This window comes from Pseudomonas sp. LBUM1679, assembly GCF_059695565.1.
Genome location: NZ_CP166774.1, coordinates 826056 through 847314, shown reverse-complemented (window position 1 = coordinate 847314; position 21259 = coordinate 826056). Strand labels below are relative to the sequence as shown.

Genomic DNA, 21259 nt, shown 5'->3' with positions numbered 1-21259 from the left:
GTTGCTGAAACGCATCAGTTACCCCGGTAACACCCGACACGTAACAACGCGGTAACACACCCAATTGACTTCCCGAGTTCTCCTCACGACTATAGGCGTCCCGCTGCCGCCAATACGACGTTAAAGGGCGCAATCCAGGCCTTCAAAGCACGACAACAGACCGTGCGCCTGTATTTAACGAAGAATCACGCGCGTTACTCGCAGTAGTTTCCACAGCGCCTGAATGAGGAACTTTTCATGCCAGCCATCACCCTGACCACGCTGCAAGGTCTCAAGCAAAAAGGTGAAAAGATCACCATGCTGACCTGCTATGACGCCACTTTCGCCCACGCTTGCAATGAAGCGGGTGTCGAAGTGCTGTTGGTGGGCGACTCCCTCGGCATGGTTTTGCAGGGTCACGACAGCACCCTGCCGGTCACCACCGCTGAAATGGCTTATCACGTGGCAGCCGTCAAACGCGGCAACGCCGATGCGTTGATTCTTGCCGACCTGCCCTTCATGGCCTACGCCACCACCGAACAAGCCATGACCAACAGCGCGCTATTGATGCAGGCCGGTGCGCACATGGTCAAGGTCGAAGGTGCCTTATGGCTGGCAGACTCGATCCGCCTGCTGGCCGAGCGCGGCATTCCGGTATGCGCACACATGGGGCTGACGCCGCAGTCGGTGAACATCCTTGGCGGTTACAAAGTCCAGGGCCGCAACGAAAATCAGGCGCGGCAGATGCGTGCCGACGCGATCTCCCTCGAACAGGCTGGCGCAGCAATGCTGCTGCTCGAATGCGTGCCGAGTGAACTGGCCGAAGAAATTACCCAGGCGGTGAAGATCCCGGTGATCGGCATTGGCGCCGGCAGCGGCACCGATGGCCAGGTATTGGTTCTGCACGACATGCTGGGGCTGTCCATCACCGGCCGCGTGCCAAAGTTCGTGAAGAACTTCATGACTGGCCAAACCAGCATTCACGCGGCCTTGAGCGCTTACGTCGCTGAAGTCAAAGCGGCCTCTTTCCCAGGTATCGAACACGGATTTTCTGCATGAACACCGTCAAAACCGTACGCGAACTGCGGGCCGCCGTGGCCCGTGCCCGCAGCGAGGGCAAGCGCATCGGCTTCGTGCCGACCATGGGCAACCTGCACAGCGGTCATGTCGCGCTGATTACCAAAGCCACCCAACGGGTGGATTTCGTGGTCGCAAGCATTTTCGTCAATCCGTTGCAATTCGGCGCGGGCGAAGACCTCGACAAATACCCCCGGACCCTCGCCGCCGACCAGGAAAAATTGCTCCAGGCCGGGTGCCATTTGCTGTTCACGCCATCCGTCGAAGAAATGTACCCCGATGGTATCGCCGGCCAGACCCGAGTCAGTGTTCCGCAACTCTCTGAAGGTTTGTGCGGTGCCAGCCGTCCCGGGCATTTCGAAGGGGTGGCGACGGTCGTCAGCAAGTTGTTCAACATGGTCCAGCCGGACCTGGCGATTTTCGGCCAGAAAGACTTCCAGCAACTGGCGGTGATCAAATCCCTGGTCCATGACCTGAACATGCCGATCCAGATCATTGGTGAACCGACCGTGCGTGCGGCCGACGGCCTCGCGCTGTCGTCGCGTAATGGCTTTCTCAGTGAAGAGCAGCGGGCCGTTGCGCCTGTTGTGTATCGCACGCTGTCGTCGATTGCCGAAGCCATCAAACAAGGCGACCGGGATTTCCCGGTGTTGATCGATGTTCAGCTCAAGCAGCTCGAAGCGGCTGGCCTGCGTCCTGATTACCTGGAGATTCGCCACGCCCAGACGTTGCGCCCGGCGACTGCACAGGATCGGGACCTGGTGATTCTGGTGGCGGCTTTCCTCGGCACCACGCGGTTGATCGACAACCTGCATCTGAACCTCGACGCCTCCGCCTGAACCACCACCATCCCCCTGTGGGAGCGGGCTTGCTCGCGAATGCGGTGTGTCATTCAGCATAAATGTTGACTGATACACCGCATTCGCGAGCAAGCCCGCTCCCACATTAGATCTGCGGCTATATCCATAACGTAGTGCTTCCTCCCCTCCGTCTGTCGGACTGTTCCTCGGTCAGATGTTAAAAAAGTACCGGAAACAGGTCCGACAAAGTCAAGACAGATCACCGCGCGGGAGTTACTGTATTCGCCCTGCGCCATGAAATCGTGTCGACGCAGTTGACCGGACCGCCCACCCACAGCGTTCCGCGATTTTTAGTGTTCAAAAGGCCGTTCAAGTAAAAAGGAAACCCGCAGCGATGGCGTACTACCGCACTCCTCACGATGTGACCGCTCTGCCCGCCTGGCAAGCGTTGAATGACCACCGCCAAGCCATGCAGGATTTCAGCATGCGCGAAGCCTTTAATGCCGATCCGCAGCGCTTTACTCAATTCACCCTCAGCAGCTGTGGTCTGTTCCTCGACTATTCGAAGAACCTGATCAACGCCGAGACCCGCAATCTGCTGGTGGGCCTGGCCAACGAAGTCGACCTCCAGGGCGCGATCAAAGCGCTGTTCGACGGCGAAATCGTCAACTCCTCGGAAGGTCGTCCGGCCTTGCACACCGCCCTGCGCCGCCCGGTGGGCGACAAGCTGTCGGTCAACGGCGTCAACGTGATGCCGGAAGTGCACAAGGTACTGAACCAGATCACCGACCTCGTGGGCCGTATTCACGATGGTCTGTGGCGCGGTTACACCGAGAAACCGATCACTGACGTCGTGAACATCGGCATCGGTGGCTCCTTCCTCGGCCCGGAGCTGGTCTCCGAAGCGCTGCTGTCCTACGCGCAGAAAGGTGTGCGCTGCCATTACCTGGCAAACATCGATGGCAGCGAGTTCCACGAGCTGACCATGAAGCTGCGCGCCGAGACCACGCTGTTCATTGTCTCGTCGAAATCCTTCAACACCCTCGAAACCCTGAAGAATGCTCAGGCCGCGCGTGCCTGGTACCTGGCTCAAGGTGGCTCGGAGGCCGAGCTGTATCGTCACTTCATCGCCGTCTCCAGCAACAACGCTGCGGCCGTGGCGTTCGGTATCCGCGAAGAAAACATCTTCCCGATGTGGGATTGGGTCGGCGGGCGTTACTCGCTGTGGTCGGCCATCGGCCTGCCGATTGCCCTGGCCATCGGCATGTCGAACTTCAAGGAACTGCTGTCCGGTGCCTACACCATGGACCAGCACTTCCAGAGTGCGCCATTCGATCAGAACATGCCGGTGCTGCTGGCTTTGCTCGGCGTCTGGTACGGCAACTTCTGGGGCGCGCAGAGTCATGCGATCCTGCCGTACGACCACTATCTGCGTAACATCACCAAACACCTGCAACAGCTGGACATGGAGTCCAACGGCAAGAGCGTGCGTCAGGACGGCACTCCCGTGTCCACCGACACCGGTCCGGTGATCTGGGGTGGCGTGGGTTGCAACGGCCAGCACGCCTATCACCAGTTATTGCACCAGGGCACCCAACTGATCCCGGCCGACTTCATCGTGCCGATCGTCAGCTTCAACCCGGTGTCCGACCACCATCAGTGGCTGTACGCCAACTGCCTGTCGCAAAGCCAGGCGCTGATGCTCGGCAAGAACCGCACCGAGGCAGAAGCCGAATTGCGGGACAAGGGCGTGAGCGAAGAAGACGTGCAGAAAATCGCACCGCACAAGGTGATTCCGGGCAACCGTCCGAGCAACACCCTGGTGGTCGAACGCATCAGCCCGCGTCGTCTCGGCGCGCTGGTGGCGATGTACGAACACAAAGTCTTCGTGCAAAGCGTGGTCTGGGGCATCAACGCCTTCGACCAGTGGGGTGTGGAGCTGGGCAAGGAGCTGGGCAAAGGCGTCTACAACCGCCTGGTCGGCAAAGAAGAAACCCCGGCTGACGATGCTTCCACCCAAGGCCTGATCAACTACTTCCGCGGTCGTCACCGCGGGTGATCTGACGCCACTCCCTGTAGGAGCTGGCTTGCCAGCGAAAGCGGCGTATCAGTCGACACATTTGTTGAATGACACACCGCCTTCGCTGGCAAGCTAACCTTGTAGGAGCTGGCTTGCCAGCGAATGCGGTGTGTCATTCAACCTGTGTGTCGACTGATACGCCGCCTTCGCTGGCAAGCCAGCTCCTACGAGGGTCGTGTAGCTCCCCTCTTGTCTCAAAACAAGAATAAGGAACCGTCATGTTCGATATCAGCACGTTCCCCAAAGCCGATGCCGTCCGCCGGGCTGCTCAATTAAGTCAAGACGACTATAAGCGCCTGTACCGCCAATCCATCGAACATCCCAGCACCTTCTGGGCCGAACAGGCCACTCGTTTTCTTGACTGGAGTACGCCCTGGGACACCGTCCAGCGTTACAACCTGAAAACCGGTGAGGCCAGCTGGTTCGCCGGCGCGAAGTTGAATGTCAGTTACAACTGCATCGACCGCCATCTGGAAAAGCGCGGCGATCAGATCGCAATCATCTGGGAAGGCGACGACCCCGCTGAATCCACACAGATCACCTATAAAAAACTGCATCACAACGTCTGTCGCCTGGCCAACGTGCTCAAAAGCCGTGGCGTGAAAAAAGGCGATCGGGTCTGCATTTACATGCCGATGATCCCCGAAGCGGCTTATGCCATGCTCGCCTGCACCCGGATCGGTGCGGTGCATTCGGTGGTGTTTGGTGGTTTCTCCCCGGACTCTGTACGCGACCGTATTCTCGACGCCGACTGCCGTACCGTGATCACCGCCGATGAAGGCGTGCGCGGCGGTAAAGTCGTGCCGCTCAAGCAGAAGGTCGACAAGGCGCTGCAAAGTTGCCCGAACGTCAGCACGGTCATCGTGGTCGAGCGCACCCAGGGCGAGGTTGACTGGGTCGAAGGTCGCGATCTCTGGTATCACCAGGCGCTGCGCGAGGTCAGTGACGATTGCCCGCCTGAACCGATGGACGCTGAAGACCCGCTGTTCATCCTCTACACCTCCGGCAGCACAGGTAAACCCAAAGGCGTGCTGCACACCACAGGTGGCTATCTGCTGCAGGTGGCAATGACCTTCAAGTACGTGCTCGACTACCGCGACGACGAGGTGTTCTGGTGCACCGCCGATGTCGGCTGGGTCACCGGCCACAGCTACATCGTCTACGGTCCGCTGGCCAACGGCGCCACCACCCTGATTTTCGAAGGCGTACCCAGCTACCCGAGCAGCTCGCGCTTCTGGCAGGTCATCGACAAGCACCACGTGAACATCTTCTACACCGCACCGACTGCCCTGCGCTCGCTGATGCGCGAAGGCCTCGACCCCCTAAAAGAAACGTCCCGCGCGAGCCTCAGATTACTCGGCAGTGTCGGCGAGCCGATCAACCCGGAAGCCTGGGAATGGTACTTCAATGCCGTCGGCGAGCAGCGTTGCCCGATCGTCGACACCTGGTGGCAGACCGAAACCGGCGGCATCATGCTCAGCCCTCTGGTCAGCGCCCAACGAATCAAACCCGGCTGCGCCACGCAACCGATGTTCGGCGTGCAGCCGGTGCTGCTGGATGAAGTGGGCAAAGAGATCAAGGGTGCCGGCAGCGGCGTGCTGGCGATCAAATCCAGCTGGCCGGCGCAGATTCGCAGTGTCTACGGGGACGCGCAACGGATGGTCGACACTTACTTCAAGCCGTACCCCGGCTATTATTTCACCGGCGACGGCGCGCGGCGCGACGAAGACGGCGACTACTGGATCACCGGCCGTATCGACGACGTGATCAATGTTTCCGGGCACCGCATCGGCACCGCCGAAGTGGAAAGCGCCCTGGTGCTGCATGACAGCATCGCCGAAGCGGCGGTGGTCGGCTATCCCCACGACGTCAAGGGTCAGGGCATCTATGCCTTCGTCACCCCCATGAACGGCACCGAACCCAATGACGAACTGAAGAAAGAATTGCTGGCGCATGTCAGCAAGGAAATCGGCAGTTTCGCCAAACCGGACTTGATCCAGTGGGCCCCGGCGTTGCCGAAAACCCGTTCAGGCAAGATCATGCGGCGGATTCTGCGCAAAATCGCCTGCAACGAGCTGGACACGCTGGGCGACACTTCGACCCTGGCTGATCCCAGCGTGGTTCAGGAGCTGGTCGATAAACGCCTGAACCAGTAAGGTGTGCGCGGCCCCCCTGTAGGAGCCTGGCTTGCCAGCGAAAGCGGTGTGTCAGTCGACACATGTATTAACTGACCCACCGCCTTCGCTGGCAAGCCAGCTCCTACAGGGGGCATTGGGCCAGGGTCACGCGCATTTTTTTTCACCACTGAGTCGCCATGGAATTCATCCGCAGCCGCATCGAAACCCAGATCATGAGCCTGACAGGTCTGTCCCTGGGCAAGCTCGACCTGGAAAACCCCAAGGGCGATCCCGGCCTGTTCGGACCCGAATCGGTGAGCTGGCAAGTGCATGGCGACTTCAGCAGCATGCTGATCGGCGGCATCAGCGCCCTGATGCTGCAAGCCCTGCATCCACTGGCCCTGGCCGGGGTCTGGGACCATTCGAATTTTCGCCAGGACATGCTCGGCCGCTTGCGCCGCACCGGGCAATTCATTTCCGGCACCACGTTCGGTTCACGAAAGGACGCCGACTGGCTGATCGAGAAAGTCCGCACCATCCACCTGCAAGTGACCGGCACGGCCCCTGATGGCCGGCCTTATGCTGCCAGCGACCCCGAGCTGCTGACCTGGGTGCACGTGGCCGAAGTCAGTCACTTCCTCGCCGCGCACCTGCGCTACCGCAACCCGAAGCTGTCGCTGGCCGATCAGGATCGCTATTACGCCGAAATCGCCATGGTTGCAGAGCGTCTGGGCGCACGTGATGTACCCCGGTCACGACAGGCCATTGCCGATTACCTTGAGCGAATGCGCCCACAACTACTGTGCGACGAGCGCAGTCGAGAAGTGTTGCGACTGCTGTTGAACGCCCCCGCCCCCAGCCGCCTGGCCAAGCCCTTCGGCGGCTTGATGATGCAGGCCGGGATCGACCTGCTGCCGGACTGGGCCAGCGACATGCTGGGCGTGAACCAGGGCCCGCTGCAACGCCAGCTGATCCGCGCCAGCGTCAATCGCAGTGCGCCGATGTTGCGCTGGGCGGTGCGTAATGGGTCAGTGCAGCGGGCCAGGCGACGGATGGGGTTGCTGAACTGAGCTCAGACCAAACACAAAAACACTGAATGCCGGCTTCTGTGGCGAGGGAGCTTGCTCCCGCTGGGCTGCGAAGCGGCCCCACAAGCTCAGCCCATGGCGAAAATTTTGCGAGCGCTTCGCACTCGAGCGGGAGCAAGCTCCCTCGCCACAGGCAATCCCCCTCGCCACAGTGTTAAACTCCCGCGCCAAATTCCCTCCTGCAAGGCGCCCAGCATGTCTTCCTTGAATCAGGCGCTGCGCGCCGCCCTCGATCATCGCCAGGACCTGCTCGCCGAGCTGCACCAGCAAGGCACCGATTGCTATCGGCTGTTCCATGGCAGCCAGGAAGGTGCTGGCGGCCTGACAATCGACCGCTACGGCCCGCAACTGTTGGTGCAAAGCTTTCACCAGTCCCTGGAGCGGGATGCCCTGCTGCAACTGCACGACACTGTCAATCAGCACCTCGGCCTCGACACCCTGCTGGTGTACAACGACCGCTCCGGGGGCAACTCGCGCATCGACCGCGAAGACACGGTCTATCGTGCCGATGAAGCCGCCCTGCAAGACCTGATCGGCCATGAATGGGGCCTGAACTATAGGGTTCGCGGTCGCCATGCAGGCCAGGACCCACTGCTGTTCCTGGACCTGCGCAACACCCGGGGCTGGGTCAAGGCGCACAGCCAGGACAAAACAGTGCTGAACCTGTTCGCCTACACCTGCGGCGTCGGTTTGAGCGCCGCAGCCGGTGGCGCCAGCGAGGTGTGCAACCTGGACTTTGCCGAAGGCAACCTGGCGGTCGGTCGCGAGAACGGCCTGCTCAATCCGCAGCTGCCAGGCATGCAGTTCATCCAGTCCGACTACTTCCCGGCGATCCGGCAGTTGGCCGGCCTGCCCATCAGCCAGCGTCGCGGGCAGAAATTGCCGAGTTATCCGCGTCTGGAACCGCGCCAGTACGATCTGGTGTTGCTGGATCCGCCGGCCTGGGCCAAGAGCGCATTCGGCACGGTCGACCTGTTGCGCGACTACCAGAGCCTGCTGAAACCGGCATTATTGACCACCGCCGACGATGGCGTGCTGATCTGCTGCAACAACCTGGCAAAAGTCAGCATGGACGACTGGCGCGAACAGGTTTTGCGGTGTGCCGAGAAAGCCGGGCGTCCGGTGCGTGAGTGGACAGTGATGAAACCGGGCGGCGATTTTCCGTCCATGGATCAACAGCCGCCGCTGAAAACGCTGATCCTGCAGCTCTGACATTCAGCAACAGCGTAAAACAAATCCCCAAAGCGCAGTGCCTTCGGAACCAGAATCGCGTGCCATACTCCAAGGCACTCCGATTCAGACAAATGAAGCCGCACATGTCCAAAGGATTGATTCGCGCCATTGGCGCTCTGTTGACCGCGCTGGCCCTCTACAGCCTGCTGGGGTTTCTGATTTTGCCGGGCATCGCGTTGCGAGTGGCCAACCAGCAGTTGGCCAACTACGCCACGACGCCCGCCACGCTTACGCGGATCGAGCTCAACCCGTTCAGCCTTGAAGTCACCCTCTGGGGCCTGATCATTGGTGAGCCGGGCAAGGAACAGGTCGGCTTCGAGCGGCTGTACGCCAATCTGCAGATCGACAGCCTCTGGACCAAGGCGCTGCACCTGTCCGATATCGAACTGGACAAACCCAAGACCGAAATCCTCTTCGGCAAGGACGGCAAGCTCAACCTGCTGGGATTGTTCAAGCTGCCCGCCAGCGAGCCGACGCCGACTGACCCGGATGCCAAACCCTTCCCCTTGCGGGTCGAGCGCATCAGACTGGCTGACGGTTACGTGCACTTCCAGGACGCACGGCCGAGCGAGCCCATCGAATTCCTCTACGACAAACTCGACTTCGAGCTGAAGAACCTAAGCACGCTGCCGGAGGATAACGCCGACATGACCCTGGTCGCTGTCGGGCCGTCAGGCGGGCAAATCGACTGGACCGGCAACTTCAGCCTGATCCCGATTGCCTCCGAAGGTAAGCTGAAGATCACCGACGGCAAGATGAAAGCCTTTTGGCCCTATGTGCGTGACGCGGTGCCACTGGTGCTCGAAGACGGCGCCGTCAACCTCAGCACCGACTATAAACTCAACTTGTCCAAGGAAACCCAACTGCTGCTGAGCAATGTCGCGGTCAGTATCGCGCCATTTGCCATCAAGGCACCGGACGGTCGGCCGCTGGCGAAACTGGCGCGCCTGGACGTCAGCGACACCACGGTGGACCTGGCCAGGCAGCAAGTAGTGGTCGGCAAGATCCGCAGCAATAAACTGGAGACCTGGGCGGCCCTGGAAGCGGACGGGCAACTCGATTGGCAGAAGCTGTTTGCCAGCCAACCGTCCAAAGCGGCGGTCAAAGCCAAAGCCGAACCGGCGAGTACGCCAGCCGCCGCCGATTCCCCCAAACCTGAACCTGCTCCGCCGAGCAAGCCGTGGCAGGTGCTGCTCAAAGACGTGCAACTGCGCGATTACCAGGTGCATCTGACCGACCGCAAGGCACAACCGCCCGTGGCCCTGGACGTCGGCCCGCTGAACCTGGACCTGCAGAACTTCGACAGCCTCAATGGCTCGCCCTTCAACCTCAAGCTCGATACGGGCGTGGGCAAGCAAGGCAAGATCATGGCGGACGGCGTGGTCAACCTGGCTCCGGTCAGCGCCAGACTGAAGGTGCAAACCAAGGACATCGACCTGCGCGTCGCGCAGTCCTACATCAACCCGTTCATTCGCCTCGAACTGCGCAGCGGCATGCTCGGCAGCGATCTGGCAGTCGACTTGAAAAGCACCGAGCCGCTGGCGTTCAGCGTCACTGGCCGCGCTCAGGTCGATCAGTTGCATACCCTCGACACCCTGAAAACCCGCGACTTCCTCAAGTGGCAGCAACTGGTGCTCGAAGGCCTGAACTATCAGCACGGCGACAGCCTGTCGATCGACAAGGTCAACCTGTTCCAGCCCTATGCGCGCTTCATGATCAACGACGACCGCACCACTAACGTCGATGACCTGCTGATCCCGCAACCGCCTGACGCCAGTGCCAAAACCGCCGCCGCCAAACCCGTCGCCAAGGACAAACCACTGGGCATCCACATTGGCGGCATTGCCATCAACGACGGCTCGGCCAACTTCGCCGACTTCAGCCTGACGCCGAACTTCGCCACCGCCATTCAACAGCTCAATGGCCAGATCGGCACCATCGACAGTCGCCAGGCGAAACCGGCCAGTGTCGACATCAAAGGCAAGGTCGACCGCTATGCACCTGTGACCATCAAGGGTTCGGTCAATCCGTTCGACCCGATGGCCAGCCTCGACATCGCCACCAGTTTCAAACGGGTGGAACTGACGACCCTGACACCCTACTCCGGTAAATTCGCCGGCTACCGCATCCGCAAGGGCCGGCTCAATCTCGACTTGCATTACCTGATCACCAAAGGCCAGCTCAAGGCCGACAACAAGGTGGTGGTCGAGCAGCTGCAACTGGGTGAAAAGGTCGACAGTCCGGATGCGGTAAGCCTGCCCTTGAAACTCGCCATCGCGTTGCTCAAGGACGTCGACGGCAAGATTTCCATCGAGCTGCCGGTGACCGGTGACCTGAACAATCCACAGTTCAGCGTCATGCCTATCATCTGGCAGACCCTGCGCAACCTGATCGTCAAGGCGGCCGCCGCACCCTTCAAAATGATTGGTGGTCTGGTCAGTGGCGGTGGTTCGCAAGATTTGGGCACTGTCTCGTTTGCACCGGGTTCCAGCGACCTGAGCAAGGAGGCCGAGGGCTCGTTGATCAAACTCTCCCAGGCGCTCAAGGAACGTCCGGCCCTGCGCCTGGAGATCGAAGGGACTGCTGCGCAAAGCAGCGATGGCCCGCTGATTGCCGAGCAACGCCTGGAACGGGAATACAAGTACAACTACTACAAAATGCTGCAGCGCCGTGGTGACAAGGTGCCAGCTAACGCCGCGCTGGTGGAAGTACCGGACAGCGAGAAAGGTCCGTTGCTGGAAGGTATTTACCGTACACGCCTGAAGACTCAGCCCCCCGCCGAATGGAAGGATCTGGGCAAGGAAGAACGCACCGCGAAAATGCGTGAGGGCGTGATCAAATTCTGGAGTTCCAGCGACGTGTTGTTGCGGCAACTGGGTCAGGATCGCGCCAGCAGCATCAAGGATTATCTGGTCGACAAGGCTCAACTGGCCGACGAGCGCGTGTACTTCGTCGACGCCAGCCTGGGTCAGGCGGAAAGTGACGGTCGGGTGATTACGCCACTGCACCTGGACGCCGAATGATGCTCAGACGATTGCTGACAGGCCTGGCCCTGGCGCTGGCCGCGAGTCACGCCTGCGCCGCGGAGACCCTGCGCTGCGGCAGTCAATTGATCAGCGTCGGGGACAGGTCCGGCGAGGTGCTGCACAAATGCGGTGAACCGGTCAGCCGCGATGTGTTGGGCTACAAACGCAGCGCCGATCGACGGGAGGAGTTCCAGGTCGAGGAATGGACCTACGGGCCCAACGGCGGGATGTACCAGTACTTGCGGTTTGAAGGTAATCGCTTGAAGCAGATCACCAGCAAACGCGGTAATTAGGCACGACATAAATCGTTGTAGGAGCAAGCTTGCTCGCGATGAGGCAATAACATTCAACATTTGCATTGACTGTTACACCGCTATCGCGAGCAAGCTTGCTCCTACAGTTGTTGCGTGTCGCTCACAATAGAACAGGCCCCGAACACGAATGTCCGAGGCCTGTAACGGCCACGTCCTTGTGGCCTTTCGCATGAACTCTCAAGTTGCGGCAGACGTATGACTCGGCTCGTCTGCCGCGCCTTCTCCCGGTCCAGGCGAGAAGTCTTGCCTTACTCGGCTTTCAGGCCGTCAGCGGAGACCGCTTTGACGCCTTTGATTTTCTTGGCGATAGCCACGGCGACGTCTTTCTGAGAATCAGTCACGGCAACGGTAGACGACAGGGAAACAACACCTTTGTTGGTTTCAACCTTGATGTCAGTACCAGGAATGCCTTTTTCGGTGACCAGGTCTGCTTTGACTTTGGTGGTGATCCAGGTATCGGAAGTAGCTTCTTTGGCTTCGGTGACTTCACCGGCAGCCAGCACCATTGGCGCTTGAGTGGCTTGAGTCTGGGCAAATGCAGCGTTGGCCAGGGTCAGCGCGGTAGCAGTAGCGGCAGCGATAGCGAACTTCTTCATACGAGTAACTCCTGTTTTTTCATAAAGTCTGCTGCGTGTCTTGTCAGCAGGGTTACTGGGTATATTGCGAACGCTGTGCCAACTTTGAGACAGCTAATAAATCGTTATAAATCAATAACTTAAAAATTCACTCAATTTTCGGAATCATGCAAAATGCATGACTTCGAAATTATCTACATGCAAGTTGCGGGTTTTGGCGTGGGCCTAAGGCCATGAATTACAGAGGGTTTTCCAAATTGGCAACTGGCTAGTCCAATATTCGAAAAATCAGACAAAAAAACCCCGCGTCGTAAGAGGCGGGGCATGGTTGATCAGCAACAATCAAGTACCGGTAGGGCAACCCTTTGGCGCGTAGTCGGCGGCGACACTGGTTTTGCAAGACCAGCCAGAAGTGGCGTCGCGTGTGAGGGTAACAGTTGCGCTAGTCACTGGAGCTGGCGCATCTTTGAGTGTGCAAATAATGCTGTTAGTAGTGCTTGCACCGACGGTAATTGTGCAGTGTGTTGTGCTGGCGTTCCCAGTTATTGCAGTGACTGCAGGAGATCCAACACCCGAATTAACCTGATCCTCATAATTCACTTTAAGCGCCGAAATCTCCGCCAACCCCGCCGTCACTTTCGCCCGAGCCTGATACTTCGAGTAAGCCGGAATCGCAAACGTCGCCAAAATCCCGATGATCGCCACCACGATCAGCAATTCGATAAGCGTAAAACCTTTCTGTGAATTCATAGACAAGCTCCATGCATGAGTCGAAATTTCATGATTGAATTAGCCACAGTACAGCCTATGCCAATCACGTCATCTCCTGTTGTCGGGGGAATGAGAGCAACGCAACGCCTTTTCCTACCCCCAGGATCCGCACTATCTGACAATTATTGTCACCTCAGTCCCACGGGTTTGGCTCCGCCGCTTGACTAGGCTATAAGTCATGCATTGTTTGCGTCGGTATCCCCATGAATGACATCGCCCTTAGCGGCCTGGCCAAGCAATTGGTCCTGGCCGAACTGCTCACTGACAAAAGCGCGCAACAGGCGTATCAGCAAGCCCAGCGCAACCGGATTACTCTGGTCAGCTACCTGGTGCAAAACAAACTGGTGAAAAGCCGTCAGGTTGCCGAAATTGCCTCGGAGCACTTTGGCATGGCTCTGCTGGACCTCAATTGCCTGGACAAGGAAACCCAACCCAGGGGCCTGGTCAGCGAGAAATTGATCCGCCAGCACCACGCCCTGCCCCTCTGGCGACGTGGCAACAAGCTGTTCGTGGGGGTTTCCGATCCAACCAATCATCAGGCCATCAACGATATCCAGTTCAGCACCGGGCTCAGCACCGAAGCCATTCTGGTCGAAGACGAAAAACTCACGGACGCCATCGAGAAATTCTTCGACAGCCACAGTACCGGCCTCGAAGACATGGCCGACATTGACCTCGATGGCGTGGACATCGAGTCGGTCGACGACAACAATCAGGACGCCATCGCCGGCCAGGATGCCGATGATGCGCCCGTGGTGCGCTTCGTTCACAAGATGTTGCTCGATGCGATCAAGAGCGGTTCTTCCGACCTGCATTTCGAGCCCTACGAAAAAACCTACCGCGTGCGGATGCGCACCGACGGCATGCTGCGTGAAGTCGCCAAACCGCCAATTCAACTGGCCAACCGTATCGCTTCGCGGCTGAAAGTCATGGCCAGCCTCGACATCTCCGAACGACGCCGGCCCCAGGACGGGCGGATCAAGATGCGCCTGTCCAAGAGCAAGTCCATCGACTTTCGGGTCAACACCCTGCCGACCCTGTGGGGCGAGAAAGTGGTGATCCGGATCCTCGATCCGTCCAGCGCGCAAATGGGCATCGATGCCCTCGGCTACGAACCCGACCAGAAAGACTTGTACATGGCCGCGCTCAAGCAGCCACAGGGGATGATTCTGGTCACCGGACCCACCGGTTCAGGCAAGACCGTGTCGCTCTACACCGGCCTGAATATCCTCAACACCGTGGACATCAACATCTCCACCGCCGAAGACCCGGTGGAGATCAACATGGAAGGCATCAATCAGGTCAACGTCAATCCCAAGCAGGGCCTGGGATTTGCCCAGGCGCTGCGCTCGTTTCTGCGTCAGGATCCGGACGTGATCATGGTCGGCGAAATCCGCGACCTGGAAACGGCGGAAATCGCCATCAAGGCCGCCCAGACCGGGCACCTGGTGCTATCGACCCTGCACACCAACAGCGCCGCGGAAACCCTGACCCGTCTGCACAACATGGGCATCCAGGGCTTCAATATCGCCACCTCGGTGAGCCTGATCATTGCCCAGCGCCTGGCGCGCAAATTGTGCAGCCATTGCAAGAGACCGATCGAGATTCCCCGGGAGGCACTACTCAAGGAGGGTTTCCCCGCGGAACGCATCGGCTCGTTCACGATCTATGAACCGGTCGGTTGCGATCACTGCAACGGCGGTTATAAAGGGCGCGTAGGGATTTATGAAGTGGTCAGGAACACACCCGCGTTGCAACGGCTGATCATGGCCGAGGGCAATTCGCTGGAAATCGATACCCAGATGCGTAAAGACGGGTTCAACGACCTGCGCACGTCCGGGTTGATCAAGGCCATGCAGGGCATCACCAGCCTTGAAGAAATCAACCGGGTCACCAAGGATTGAACATGGCGGTCAAAGCAGCAAAAATCAGCGTGTATGCCTGGGAAGGCACGGACAGGAAAGGCTCGAAAATGACCGGCGAACTCAGCGGTCAGAACCCGGCGCTGATCAAGGCGCAGTTGCGCAAACAAGGGATCAATCCCGGCAAGGTGCGCAAGAAATCCGCCTCGATTTTCAATCTTGGCAAGCGCATCAAGGCCCAGGACATTGCCCTGTTCACCCGGCAGATGGCAACCATGATGAAAGCCGGCGTGCCGCTGTTGCAATCGTTCGACATCATCGGCGAAGGCTTCGATAACCCGGCCATGCGCAAACTGGTGGACGAGGTGAAACAGGAAGTCGCGGCGGGGAACAGCTTCGCCGCGGCGTTGCGCAAAAAGCCGCAGTATTTCGATGAGCTTTACTGCAACCTGGTCGATGCCGGCGAGCAGGCCGGTGCCCTGGACACCCTGTTGGAACGGGTCGCGACCTACAAGGAAAAGAGCGAAAGCCTCAAGGCCAAGATCAAGAAAGCCATGACCTATCCGCTCGCCGTGGTGTTCGTCGCGATCATCGTGACCGGGATTCTGCTGGTCAAGGTGGTGCCGCAGTTCGAGTCGGTGTTCAAGGGATTTGGTGCCGAACTGCCGGCCTTCACCGTGATGGTCATCGGCCTGTCGGAATTCATGCAGGACTGGTGGTGGGTGATGCTCGGCATGCTGATCGCGGCGGTCTTCGGCCTGCGACACGCGTTCAAGACGTCGCAAGGCTTTCGGGACCGGACGGATACCTGGCTGCTGAAACTGCCGTTGGTTGGCACGTTGATGTACAAGTCCGCGGTGGCCCGTTATGCCCGTACCCTGTCGACCACCTTCGCCGCCGGCGTGCCGTTGGTCGAAGCCTTGGAGTCAGTGGCTGGCGCGACCGGCAATATCGTGTTCAAGCGTGCGGTGCTGCGCATCAGGCAGGACGTTTCGACCGGGATGCAGCTGAATTTCTCCATGCGCTCCTCCGGCATTTTTCCGAACATGGCGATCCAGATGACAGCGATTGGCGAAGAGTCCGGGGCACTGGACGACATGCTCGACAAGGTCGCGAGCTTCTACGAGGACGAAGTGGACAACATGGTCGATAACCTCACCAGCCTGATGGAACCGTTCATCATGGTGGTACTGGGGGTCGTCGTCGGTGGCCTGGTGGTTGCGATGTACCTGCCCATCTTCCAACTCGGCGCTGCGATCTGACATGCCCTTGAGCGAAATTCTGATTGTCTATCCGCTGGCCTTCGTCGTCATTGCCGCAGTGGTCGGCCTGCTGGTCGGCAGCTTTCTCAATGTAGTCATCTGGCGCCTGCCCAAAATGCTCGAGCGTGAGTGGCGAGGGCAGGCTCATGACATTCTGGGGTTGCCCGAGGAAACGCCCCAGCCGGTTTACAACCTGCTGCTGCCCCCCTCTCAGTGCCCGCACTGTAGCCACCGGATCCGGGCCTGGGAAAACATTCCGGTACTCAGCTTTGCGTTGCTGCGAGGGCGCTGTTCAAGCTGCAAGACGCCGATCAGCACACGCTACCCGTTGACCGAACTGGCCTGCGGTCTGCTGTCGGCGTTCATCGCCTGGCACTTCGGGTTCGGTTGGCCTGCGTGCATGACACTGGTCCTGACCTGGGGCCTGTTGGCCATGAGCCTGATCGACGCCGAGCACCAGCTATTACCGGATGTGCTGGTGCTACCGCTGATGTGGCTCGGATTGATCGTCAACAGTTTCGGCCTGTTCGTGCCGTTGCAGGAGGCGTTGTGGGGCGCAATAGCCGGCTACACGGCGCTGTGGTCGGTGTTCTGGCTGTTCAAACTGATCACCGGCAAGGACGGCATCGGCCACGGAGATTTCAAGTTGTTGGCGATGCTCGGGGCCTGGGGCGGCTGGCAGATCCTGCCTCTGACCATCCTGTTGTCATCCCTGGTGGGCGCCGTTATCGGCGTGATCTTGCTGCGCATGCGCAACGCGAAAACCTCAACGCCGATCCCTTTCGGCCCCTATCTGGCGATTGCCGGCTGGATTGCCTTGCTCTGGGGTGGTCAAATAACCGACTTCTATTGGCAGTTTGTCGGTTTGAAATGAATACCCTTGTGGAAAAACCCTGGATTCTCGGCCTGACCGGCGGCATCGGCAGCGGCAAAAGCGCGGCGGCCCAGCACTTCATCGGCCTGGGCGTGCACCTGGTGGACGCCGACCACGCGGCGCGTTGGGTGGTGGAACCGGGGCGCCCGGCCCTGGCGAAGATCGCCGAACACTTCGGCCCCGGCGTACTGCAACCCGACGGGCAGCTGGATCGCGCGGCGTTGCGCAAACTGATCTTCGAGGTGGCGGATGAACGCCGCTGGCTCGAAGCACTGTTGCATCCGCTGATCGCCGAAGAAATCGTCCATCATCTGGCCAAGGCACAATCGCCTTACGCGATTCTGGTTTCGCCGCTGCTGATCGAGTCGGGTCAGTACGCCATGACCCAACGGGTGCTGGTGATCGATGCACCCGAACAGCTACAGATCGAACGCACCCTGCAGCGTGACCAGACCAGCGAACAACAGGTCCAGGCGATCCTCAAGGCCCAGTCCAGCCGCCAGGATCGCCTGAGCCATGCCGACGATGTGGTGGTCAACGACCGCGACCTCGCCTGGCTGCACAGCGAGGTCGAACGCCTGCATCACTTTTACCTTACTTTGCGTGGAGGCCAGTCATGAGCCAAACCCCAACCGTCGATTGCCCAACCTGCGGCGCCCCTGTCGAGTGGAGCCCCGAAAGCAAGTACCGGCCGTTCTGTTCGGATCGTTGCAAACTAATCGACCTGGGCGCTTGGGCATCGGAAGAACACAAGATTCCGGTGAGCCCGGATGCCGAAGACGACCTGTTCAGCGAAGATTTCGAGCCGCGTCACTGACCTGTTCAGAGCTCGACGAGTCCAGGCTTGAGCGGGCTCAGGACTTGGGATCGTCGTCTTTCCACGGCGCCGAAAGGTAGCGCGTGCGGTTGAAGGTCTCCAGCCACTCGGGACAGAACACCACCAGCGCGCTGACCACCATGCCGTTGATAAAGGCCTCAGGAAAAATGATCAGCCACAGGTACCCGACAAAGTCTTCCAGCCAATAGGGCATGGCAAAACGTTCGTCGAACCACAGCAACCACAGCGCCAGCAGCAGACACAGCAACGCCGAGAGCGCCGCCGCAAAAAAACCGGACACGAAGATATACACAAAGGGATTTCGCGGCTGCGCTCGCTCCACCAGGATCGCGCAGCACTCGGTGATCAGCACTGGTAGCAGAATCAGCAGCGCGCCATTGACCCCCATCGCCGCCAGATCCTGGCGGCCGAGCAGCACCAATCCCGCTTGCGCGACCAACCCGCCGACAATCGCCAACGGCCAGTCAAGCAACAGGGTCACGGCGGTCATGCCAATGAAGTGGTAGGACACGCCGGTATCGAAGTCCCGTCGCACCAGCCACAGCATGAACAGCGCGAATACCGTACCGAACAACAGATGCTGGCGCCGGCTATCGCTGAACAACTCGACCCACGGCGCCCGCGCAACTGCCCAGATCAGCGCCGGTACATAGATCAACCACCCCACCGTGAGGGTTTCGGGTGACAGTAACTCGGCGCCGATCATGGCTGAGCGCACTCCCTTGTCTTGCCGAAAGAGAACAGGCCCTCAGTCTACACCGCCCTTCCGCACCCTTCGACTTCAGGCCCAATGCCGTGGATCGTCCATCACCGCCTCGTGCTCGGCGAACAATTTGGGTAATTCGGCCTTGAGAAAGTCCACCCAGGTCCGGACCTTGGCATCGAGAAAACGCCGTGACGGATACAGCGCATACACCTTGCGTTGCCGGGGGCGCCAGGCCGGCAGCAAACGCAACAAGGTGCCATCGCTCAAGGGGCGCGATGCGATATAGAACGGAATCAGGCTGACGCCCATGCCGGCCTCCGACGCCTTGACCATCGATTCGGCGACGTTGCACTGAAAGGTCTTCGCCGGGCTGACCGCCTGTTCGCCATGCTCGTCCTGGAAGACCCATTCATCGCCGTACAACGGGTCGAGCATGCGCAGGCACTGATGCTCGTTCAGTGCCAGCGGTGTATGGGGCACGCCACGCCGTTGCAGGTACGCCGGGGAGGCGCAGGGCACGCTGTAGATCTGCCCGATGGTCTGGGCGACCAATTGCGAATCGGCCAGTTCATGGGCGATCGAAATCACCACGTCGTGCCCTTCCTCCAGTGGATCGGGATTGCGCTGCGACAGGGTCAGTTCGAACACCACATCAGGGTAAAGCTCGCTGTAACGGGCGATCAATGGCGTAATCAATACGCCCAGGCCATTCATGCTGTGCACCCGCAGCCGTCCACTCGGCTTGAGATGGGCGCCGCGCGCCTCTGCCGTTGCCTCTTCCATTTCTTCAAGAATTTGCCGACTGCGCAACAGGAAGCGCTCACCGGCCTCGGTCAGGCTCAACCGTCGCGTGGTGCGTTGCAGCAAGCGCGCCTGCACATGCTGCTCCAGATCCGCCACCAGTCGCGACACTTGCGCGGTCGACAGGTCCAGCGCATCGGCGGCAGCGGTAAAACTTGCGCAGTCCACCACGCGGACGAACACCCGCAAGTTATTGAGCAGGTCCATGGGCCCTCCAAGTGCGAAGATTGTTACGTTTCCTGTAAGGCTGCATCAGACGCAGGCCTCTTTATCAGGCCGGGACAAAGACTAGAATTCAGGTATCGGAATCAACACGGAGCACGGAAAAATGAAAACCCTGATCAGCCTGTTTCTGACCCTTGTCGCCACCTCGGCCATGGCCGCGGGCAACGAGCCGCCCGCCACCCCGTACAACCCGGCGCAGCCACTGGACATCGCCGAAGTGGTTTCAGTGTCCGACACCGCAACCGCCTGCGACGTTGTGCCAGCGACTATGGTCTACATCGACCATCAGGGCCAGACCCATCGCGTGACGTATCAGGTGATGGGCAACTGCATGAGCAATCTGTGATCGCCGCTTCATAGCAACGTCCACGTATAGCTGAGGATCAAACGGTTCTCATCGATGTCACTGCGGTAGTTGGAACGCGCCATCACATTGCGCACGCGGATGCCGAGCCCCTTGAGGCTGCCGCTCTGCAGCACATAGCCGAGATCGAGATCACGTTCGCGATCCTTGCCTTCAAAACCCAGGCCGGTGTCGACATTGTTGCCGGTGATGTAGCGCACAGTGCTGGTCAGCCCCGGAACGCCGAGGGCCGCGAAATCATAGTCGTAACGTGCCTGCCAGGAGCGCTCATCGGTGGAGGCGAACTCGTAGGTCGGCACCTCGTTGCCCAGCGGACTGATATTGGCAAAAACCCGCGGGAAGGCGCTGTCGCCGAACATGCCCTGATAACCCAGATAAACCGTATGGCCGCCGCGCTTGGCCGATAGCAGGGAGAAGAACGCCTGGTTGTCGATATTGCCCAGCAGCTGTTTGCCGTCTTCGCGCGAATCGTAATAACCGAGGTTGGCGCCCAGGGTCCAGTTGCCCAGCGGCTGGCTGTGCTTGAGGCCGAGAAAGCGCTGGTTGTAGATGTCTTCCAGTTGCCCGAACCAGGCGCTGACCGAGCTGCGTTTATCATTGAAGGCGTAATCGGCGCCGGCGAAGTTGAAGCCATCACTGCTGACCTGGCGCTGCGGTACATGACCGAGCATGGCTTGCATCTTTTCGTCGCCGGCCTCGTTGCGCAGGCTGGTTGATTTCAAGTGGCCGCCTTGCAGGGTCAGGCCATTGATCTCGTTCGAGCTGATGCTTGCGCCCTGATAGCTGGGCGGCAGCAGACGGATATCGCTGAAGGCCAGCACCGGCACGTTGGGTTGCAATTCACCCACCTTCAGTTCGGTCTTGGAGTAACGCACCTTCAATGCGCCTTCCAGTCGGCTGTAATCATTCGCCGCACGGCCGTCATCCTGCACCGGCAGCAAACCGGTATTGACCCGATCCGGGCTGCTGTCGAGTTTGAGGCCGAGCAGGCCGATCACATCCACACCAAAACCGACCGGGCCCTGGGTGTAACCGGACTTGACGTTGAGGATGAAGCCCTGCGCCCACTCCTCGGCCTTCGATTGCCGGTTGGCGCCGACGATGTCGGAAAAGTCCCGGCTGAAGTAGTAATTGCGCGCTTGCAAGGTCGCCGTGGTGTCTTCGATGAAGCCGCCCTCGGTGGCCATCGCACCGGCGGAGAAACTCGAGACGACAGCCATGGACAACACGGAACCGGTTGCTGGAAGAATCTGTTTCATCGTTGTTC

The 21259-nt window shown here is 59.6% G+C and carries 19 protein-coding genes; 14 read left to right on the top strand and 5 right to left on the bottom strand.

The window, feature by feature from the left end; genetic code table 11:
• Nucleotides 1-237: 237 nt before the first annotated feature.
• The 8 genes from panB to ACA062_RS03780 all read left to right on the top strand — a co-directional run bounded on the left by panB (nt 238) and on the right by ACA062_RS03780 (nt 11693).
• Nucleotides 238-1038, top strand: a complete 801-nt coding sequence (gene panB / locus ACA062_RS03815; RefSeq protein ID WP_497455280.1) for a 3-methyl-2-oxobutanoate hydroxymethyltransferase — start codon at nt 238-240, stop codon at nt 1036-1038.
• Nucleotides 1035-1895, top strand: a complete 861-nt coding sequence (gene panC, locus ACA062_RS03810; RefSeq protein ID WP_497455279.1) for a pantoate--beta-alanine ligase — start codon at nt 1035-1037, stop codon at nt 1893-1895. The genes panB and panC overlap by 4 nt, the downstream gene beginning before the upstream one ends.
• A gap of 355 nt (nt 1896-2250) precedes the next feature.
• Nucleotides 2251-3915 (top strand): glucose-6-phosphate isomerase, encoded by a 1665-nt coding sequence (gene pgi / locus ACA062_RS03805; protein WP_128870649.1) that lies wholly within the window; start codon nt 2251-2253, stop codon nt 3913-3915.
• A gap of 239 nt (nt 3916-4154) precedes the next feature.
• Nucleotides 4155-6092, top strand: coding sequence for an acetate--CoA ligase (gene acs, locus ACA062_RS03800; RefSeq protein ID WP_497455278.1), 1938 nt, complete (start codon nt 4155-4157; stop codon nt 6090-6092).
• Nucleotides 6093-6250: 158 nt separating this feature from the next.
• Nucleotides 6251-7123 (top strand): oxygenase MpaB family protein, encoded by an 873-nt coding sequence (locus tag ACA062_RS03795; protein WP_497455277.1) that lies wholly within the window; start codon nt 6251-6253, stop codon nt 7121-7123.
• A gap of 213 nt (nt 7124-7336) precedes the next feature.
• On the top strand, nt 7337-8353 hold the full coding sequence (locus tag ACA062_RS03790; RefSeq protein ID WP_497455276.1) for a class I SAM-dependent rRNA methyltransferase: 1017 nt from the start codon (nt 7337-7339) through the stop codon (nt 8351-8353).
• Nucleotides 8354-8457: 104 nt separating this feature from the next.
• On the top strand, nt 8458-11397 hold the full coding sequence (locus ACA062_RS03785) for a DUF748 domain-containing protein (RefSeq protein WP_497455275.1): 2940 nt from the start codon (nt 8458-8460) through the stop codon (nt 11395-11397).
• A complete protein-coding gene (locus ACA062_RS03780; protein ID WP_497457355.1) occupies nt 11397-11693 on the top strand; it encodes a DUF2845 domain-containing protein in 297 nt (98 codons plus the stop codon). Before ACA062_RS03785 ends, ACA062_RS03780 begins: the two co-directional genes overlap by 1 nt.
• A 269-nt stretch (nt 11694-11962) precedes the next feature.
• Here ACA062_RS03780 and ACA062_RS03775 read toward each other — a convergent pair whose 3' ends face one another.
• Together ACA062_RS03775 and ACA062_RS03770 are read right to left on the bottom strand one after the other, a co-directional pair.
• On the bottom strand, nt 11963-12310 hold the full coding sequence (locus tag ACA062_RS03775) for a BON domain-containing protein (protein WP_497455274.1): 348 nt from the start codon (nt 12308-12310) through the stop codon (nt 11963-11965).
• A 321-nt stretch (nt 12311-12631) separates the two neighbouring features.
• Nucleotides 12632-13039: a pilin gene (locus ACA062_RS03770; protein ID WP_497455273.1), complete on the bottom strand. Its 408-nt coding sequence runs from the start codon at nt 13037-13039 to the stop codon at nt 12632-12634.
• Nucleotides 13040-13263: 224 nt separating this feature from the next.
• On the opposite strand from ACA062_RS03770, the gene pilB reads away from it, so the two are divergent.
• Genes pilB through yacG form a run of 5 tightly spaced genes read left to right on the top strand, consistent with a single transcriptional unit; the run spans nt 13264 to nt 17875 of the window.
• Complete coding sequence (gene pilB / locus ACA062_RS03765; RefSeq protein ID WP_497455272.1) at nt 13264-14964, top strand: type IV-A pilus assembly ATPase PilB; 1701 nt, start codon at nt 13264-13266, stop codon at nt 14962-14964.
• A gap of 2 nt (nt 14965-14966) precedes the next feature.
• Complete coding sequence (locus ACA062_RS03760; protein ID WP_497455271.1) at nt 14967-16184, top strand: type II secretion system F family protein; 1218 nt, start codon at nt 14967-14969, stop codon at nt 16182-16184.
• A gap of 1 nt (nt 16185) precedes the next feature.
• Nucleotides 16186-17058 carry a prepilin peptidase gene (locus ACA062_RS03755; protein WP_497455270.1) on the top strand — a complete coding sequence of 291 codons (873 nt, stop codon included), beginning with the start codon at nt 16186-16188 and terminating at the stop codon, nt 17056-17058.
• Nucleotides 17055-17678, top strand: a complete 624-nt coding sequence (gene coaE, locus ACA062_RS03750; protein ID WP_497455269.1) for a dephospho-CoA kinase — start codon at nt 17055-17057, stop codon at nt 17676-17678. Before ACA062_RS03755 ends, coaE begins: the two co-directional genes overlap by 4 nt.
• Nucleotides 17675-17875, top strand: a complete 201-nt coding sequence (yacG, locus tag ACA062_RS03745; RefSeq protein WP_497455268.1) for a DNA gyrase inhibitor YacG — start codon at nt 17675-17677, stop codon at nt 17873-17875. Before coaE ends, yacG begins: the two co-directional genes overlap by 4 nt.
• A 37-nt stretch (nt 17876-17912) precedes the next feature.
• On the opposite strand, the gene ACA062_RS03740 is transcribed toward yacG, so the two are convergent.
• Nucleotides 17913-18602 (bottom strand): energy-coupling factor ABC transporter permease, encoded by a 690-nt coding sequence (locus ACA062_RS03740; RefSeq protein ID WP_497455267.1) that lies wholly within the window; start codon nt 18600-18602, stop codon nt 17913-17915.
• Nucleotides 18603-18677: 75 nt separating this feature from the next.
• Entirely contained in the window at nt 18678-19610 is a 933-nt protein-coding gene (locus ACA062_RS03735; RefSeq protein WP_497455266.1) for a LysR family transcriptional regulator, read from the bottom strand.
• Between the two features lie 121 nt (nt 19611-19731).
• Here ACA062_RS03735 and ACA062_RS03730 point away from each other — a divergent pair, with 121 nt between their 5' ends.
• Nucleotides 19732-19974, top strand: a complete 243-nt coding sequence (locus tag ACA062_RS03730) for a DUF2790 domain-containing protein (RefSeq protein WP_497455265.1) — start codon at nt 19732-19734, stop codon at nt 19972-19974.
• Nucleotides 19975-19982: 8 nt separating this feature from the next.
• Here ACA062_RS03730 and ACA062_RS03725 read toward each other — a convergent pair whose 3' ends face one another.
• Nucleotides 19983-21251, bottom strand: a complete 1269-nt coding sequence (locus ACA062_RS03725) for an OprD family porin (protein ID WP_497455264.1) — start codon at nt 21249-21251, stop codon at nt 19983-19985.
• Between the last annotated feature and the right edge of the window lie 8 nt (nt 21252-21259).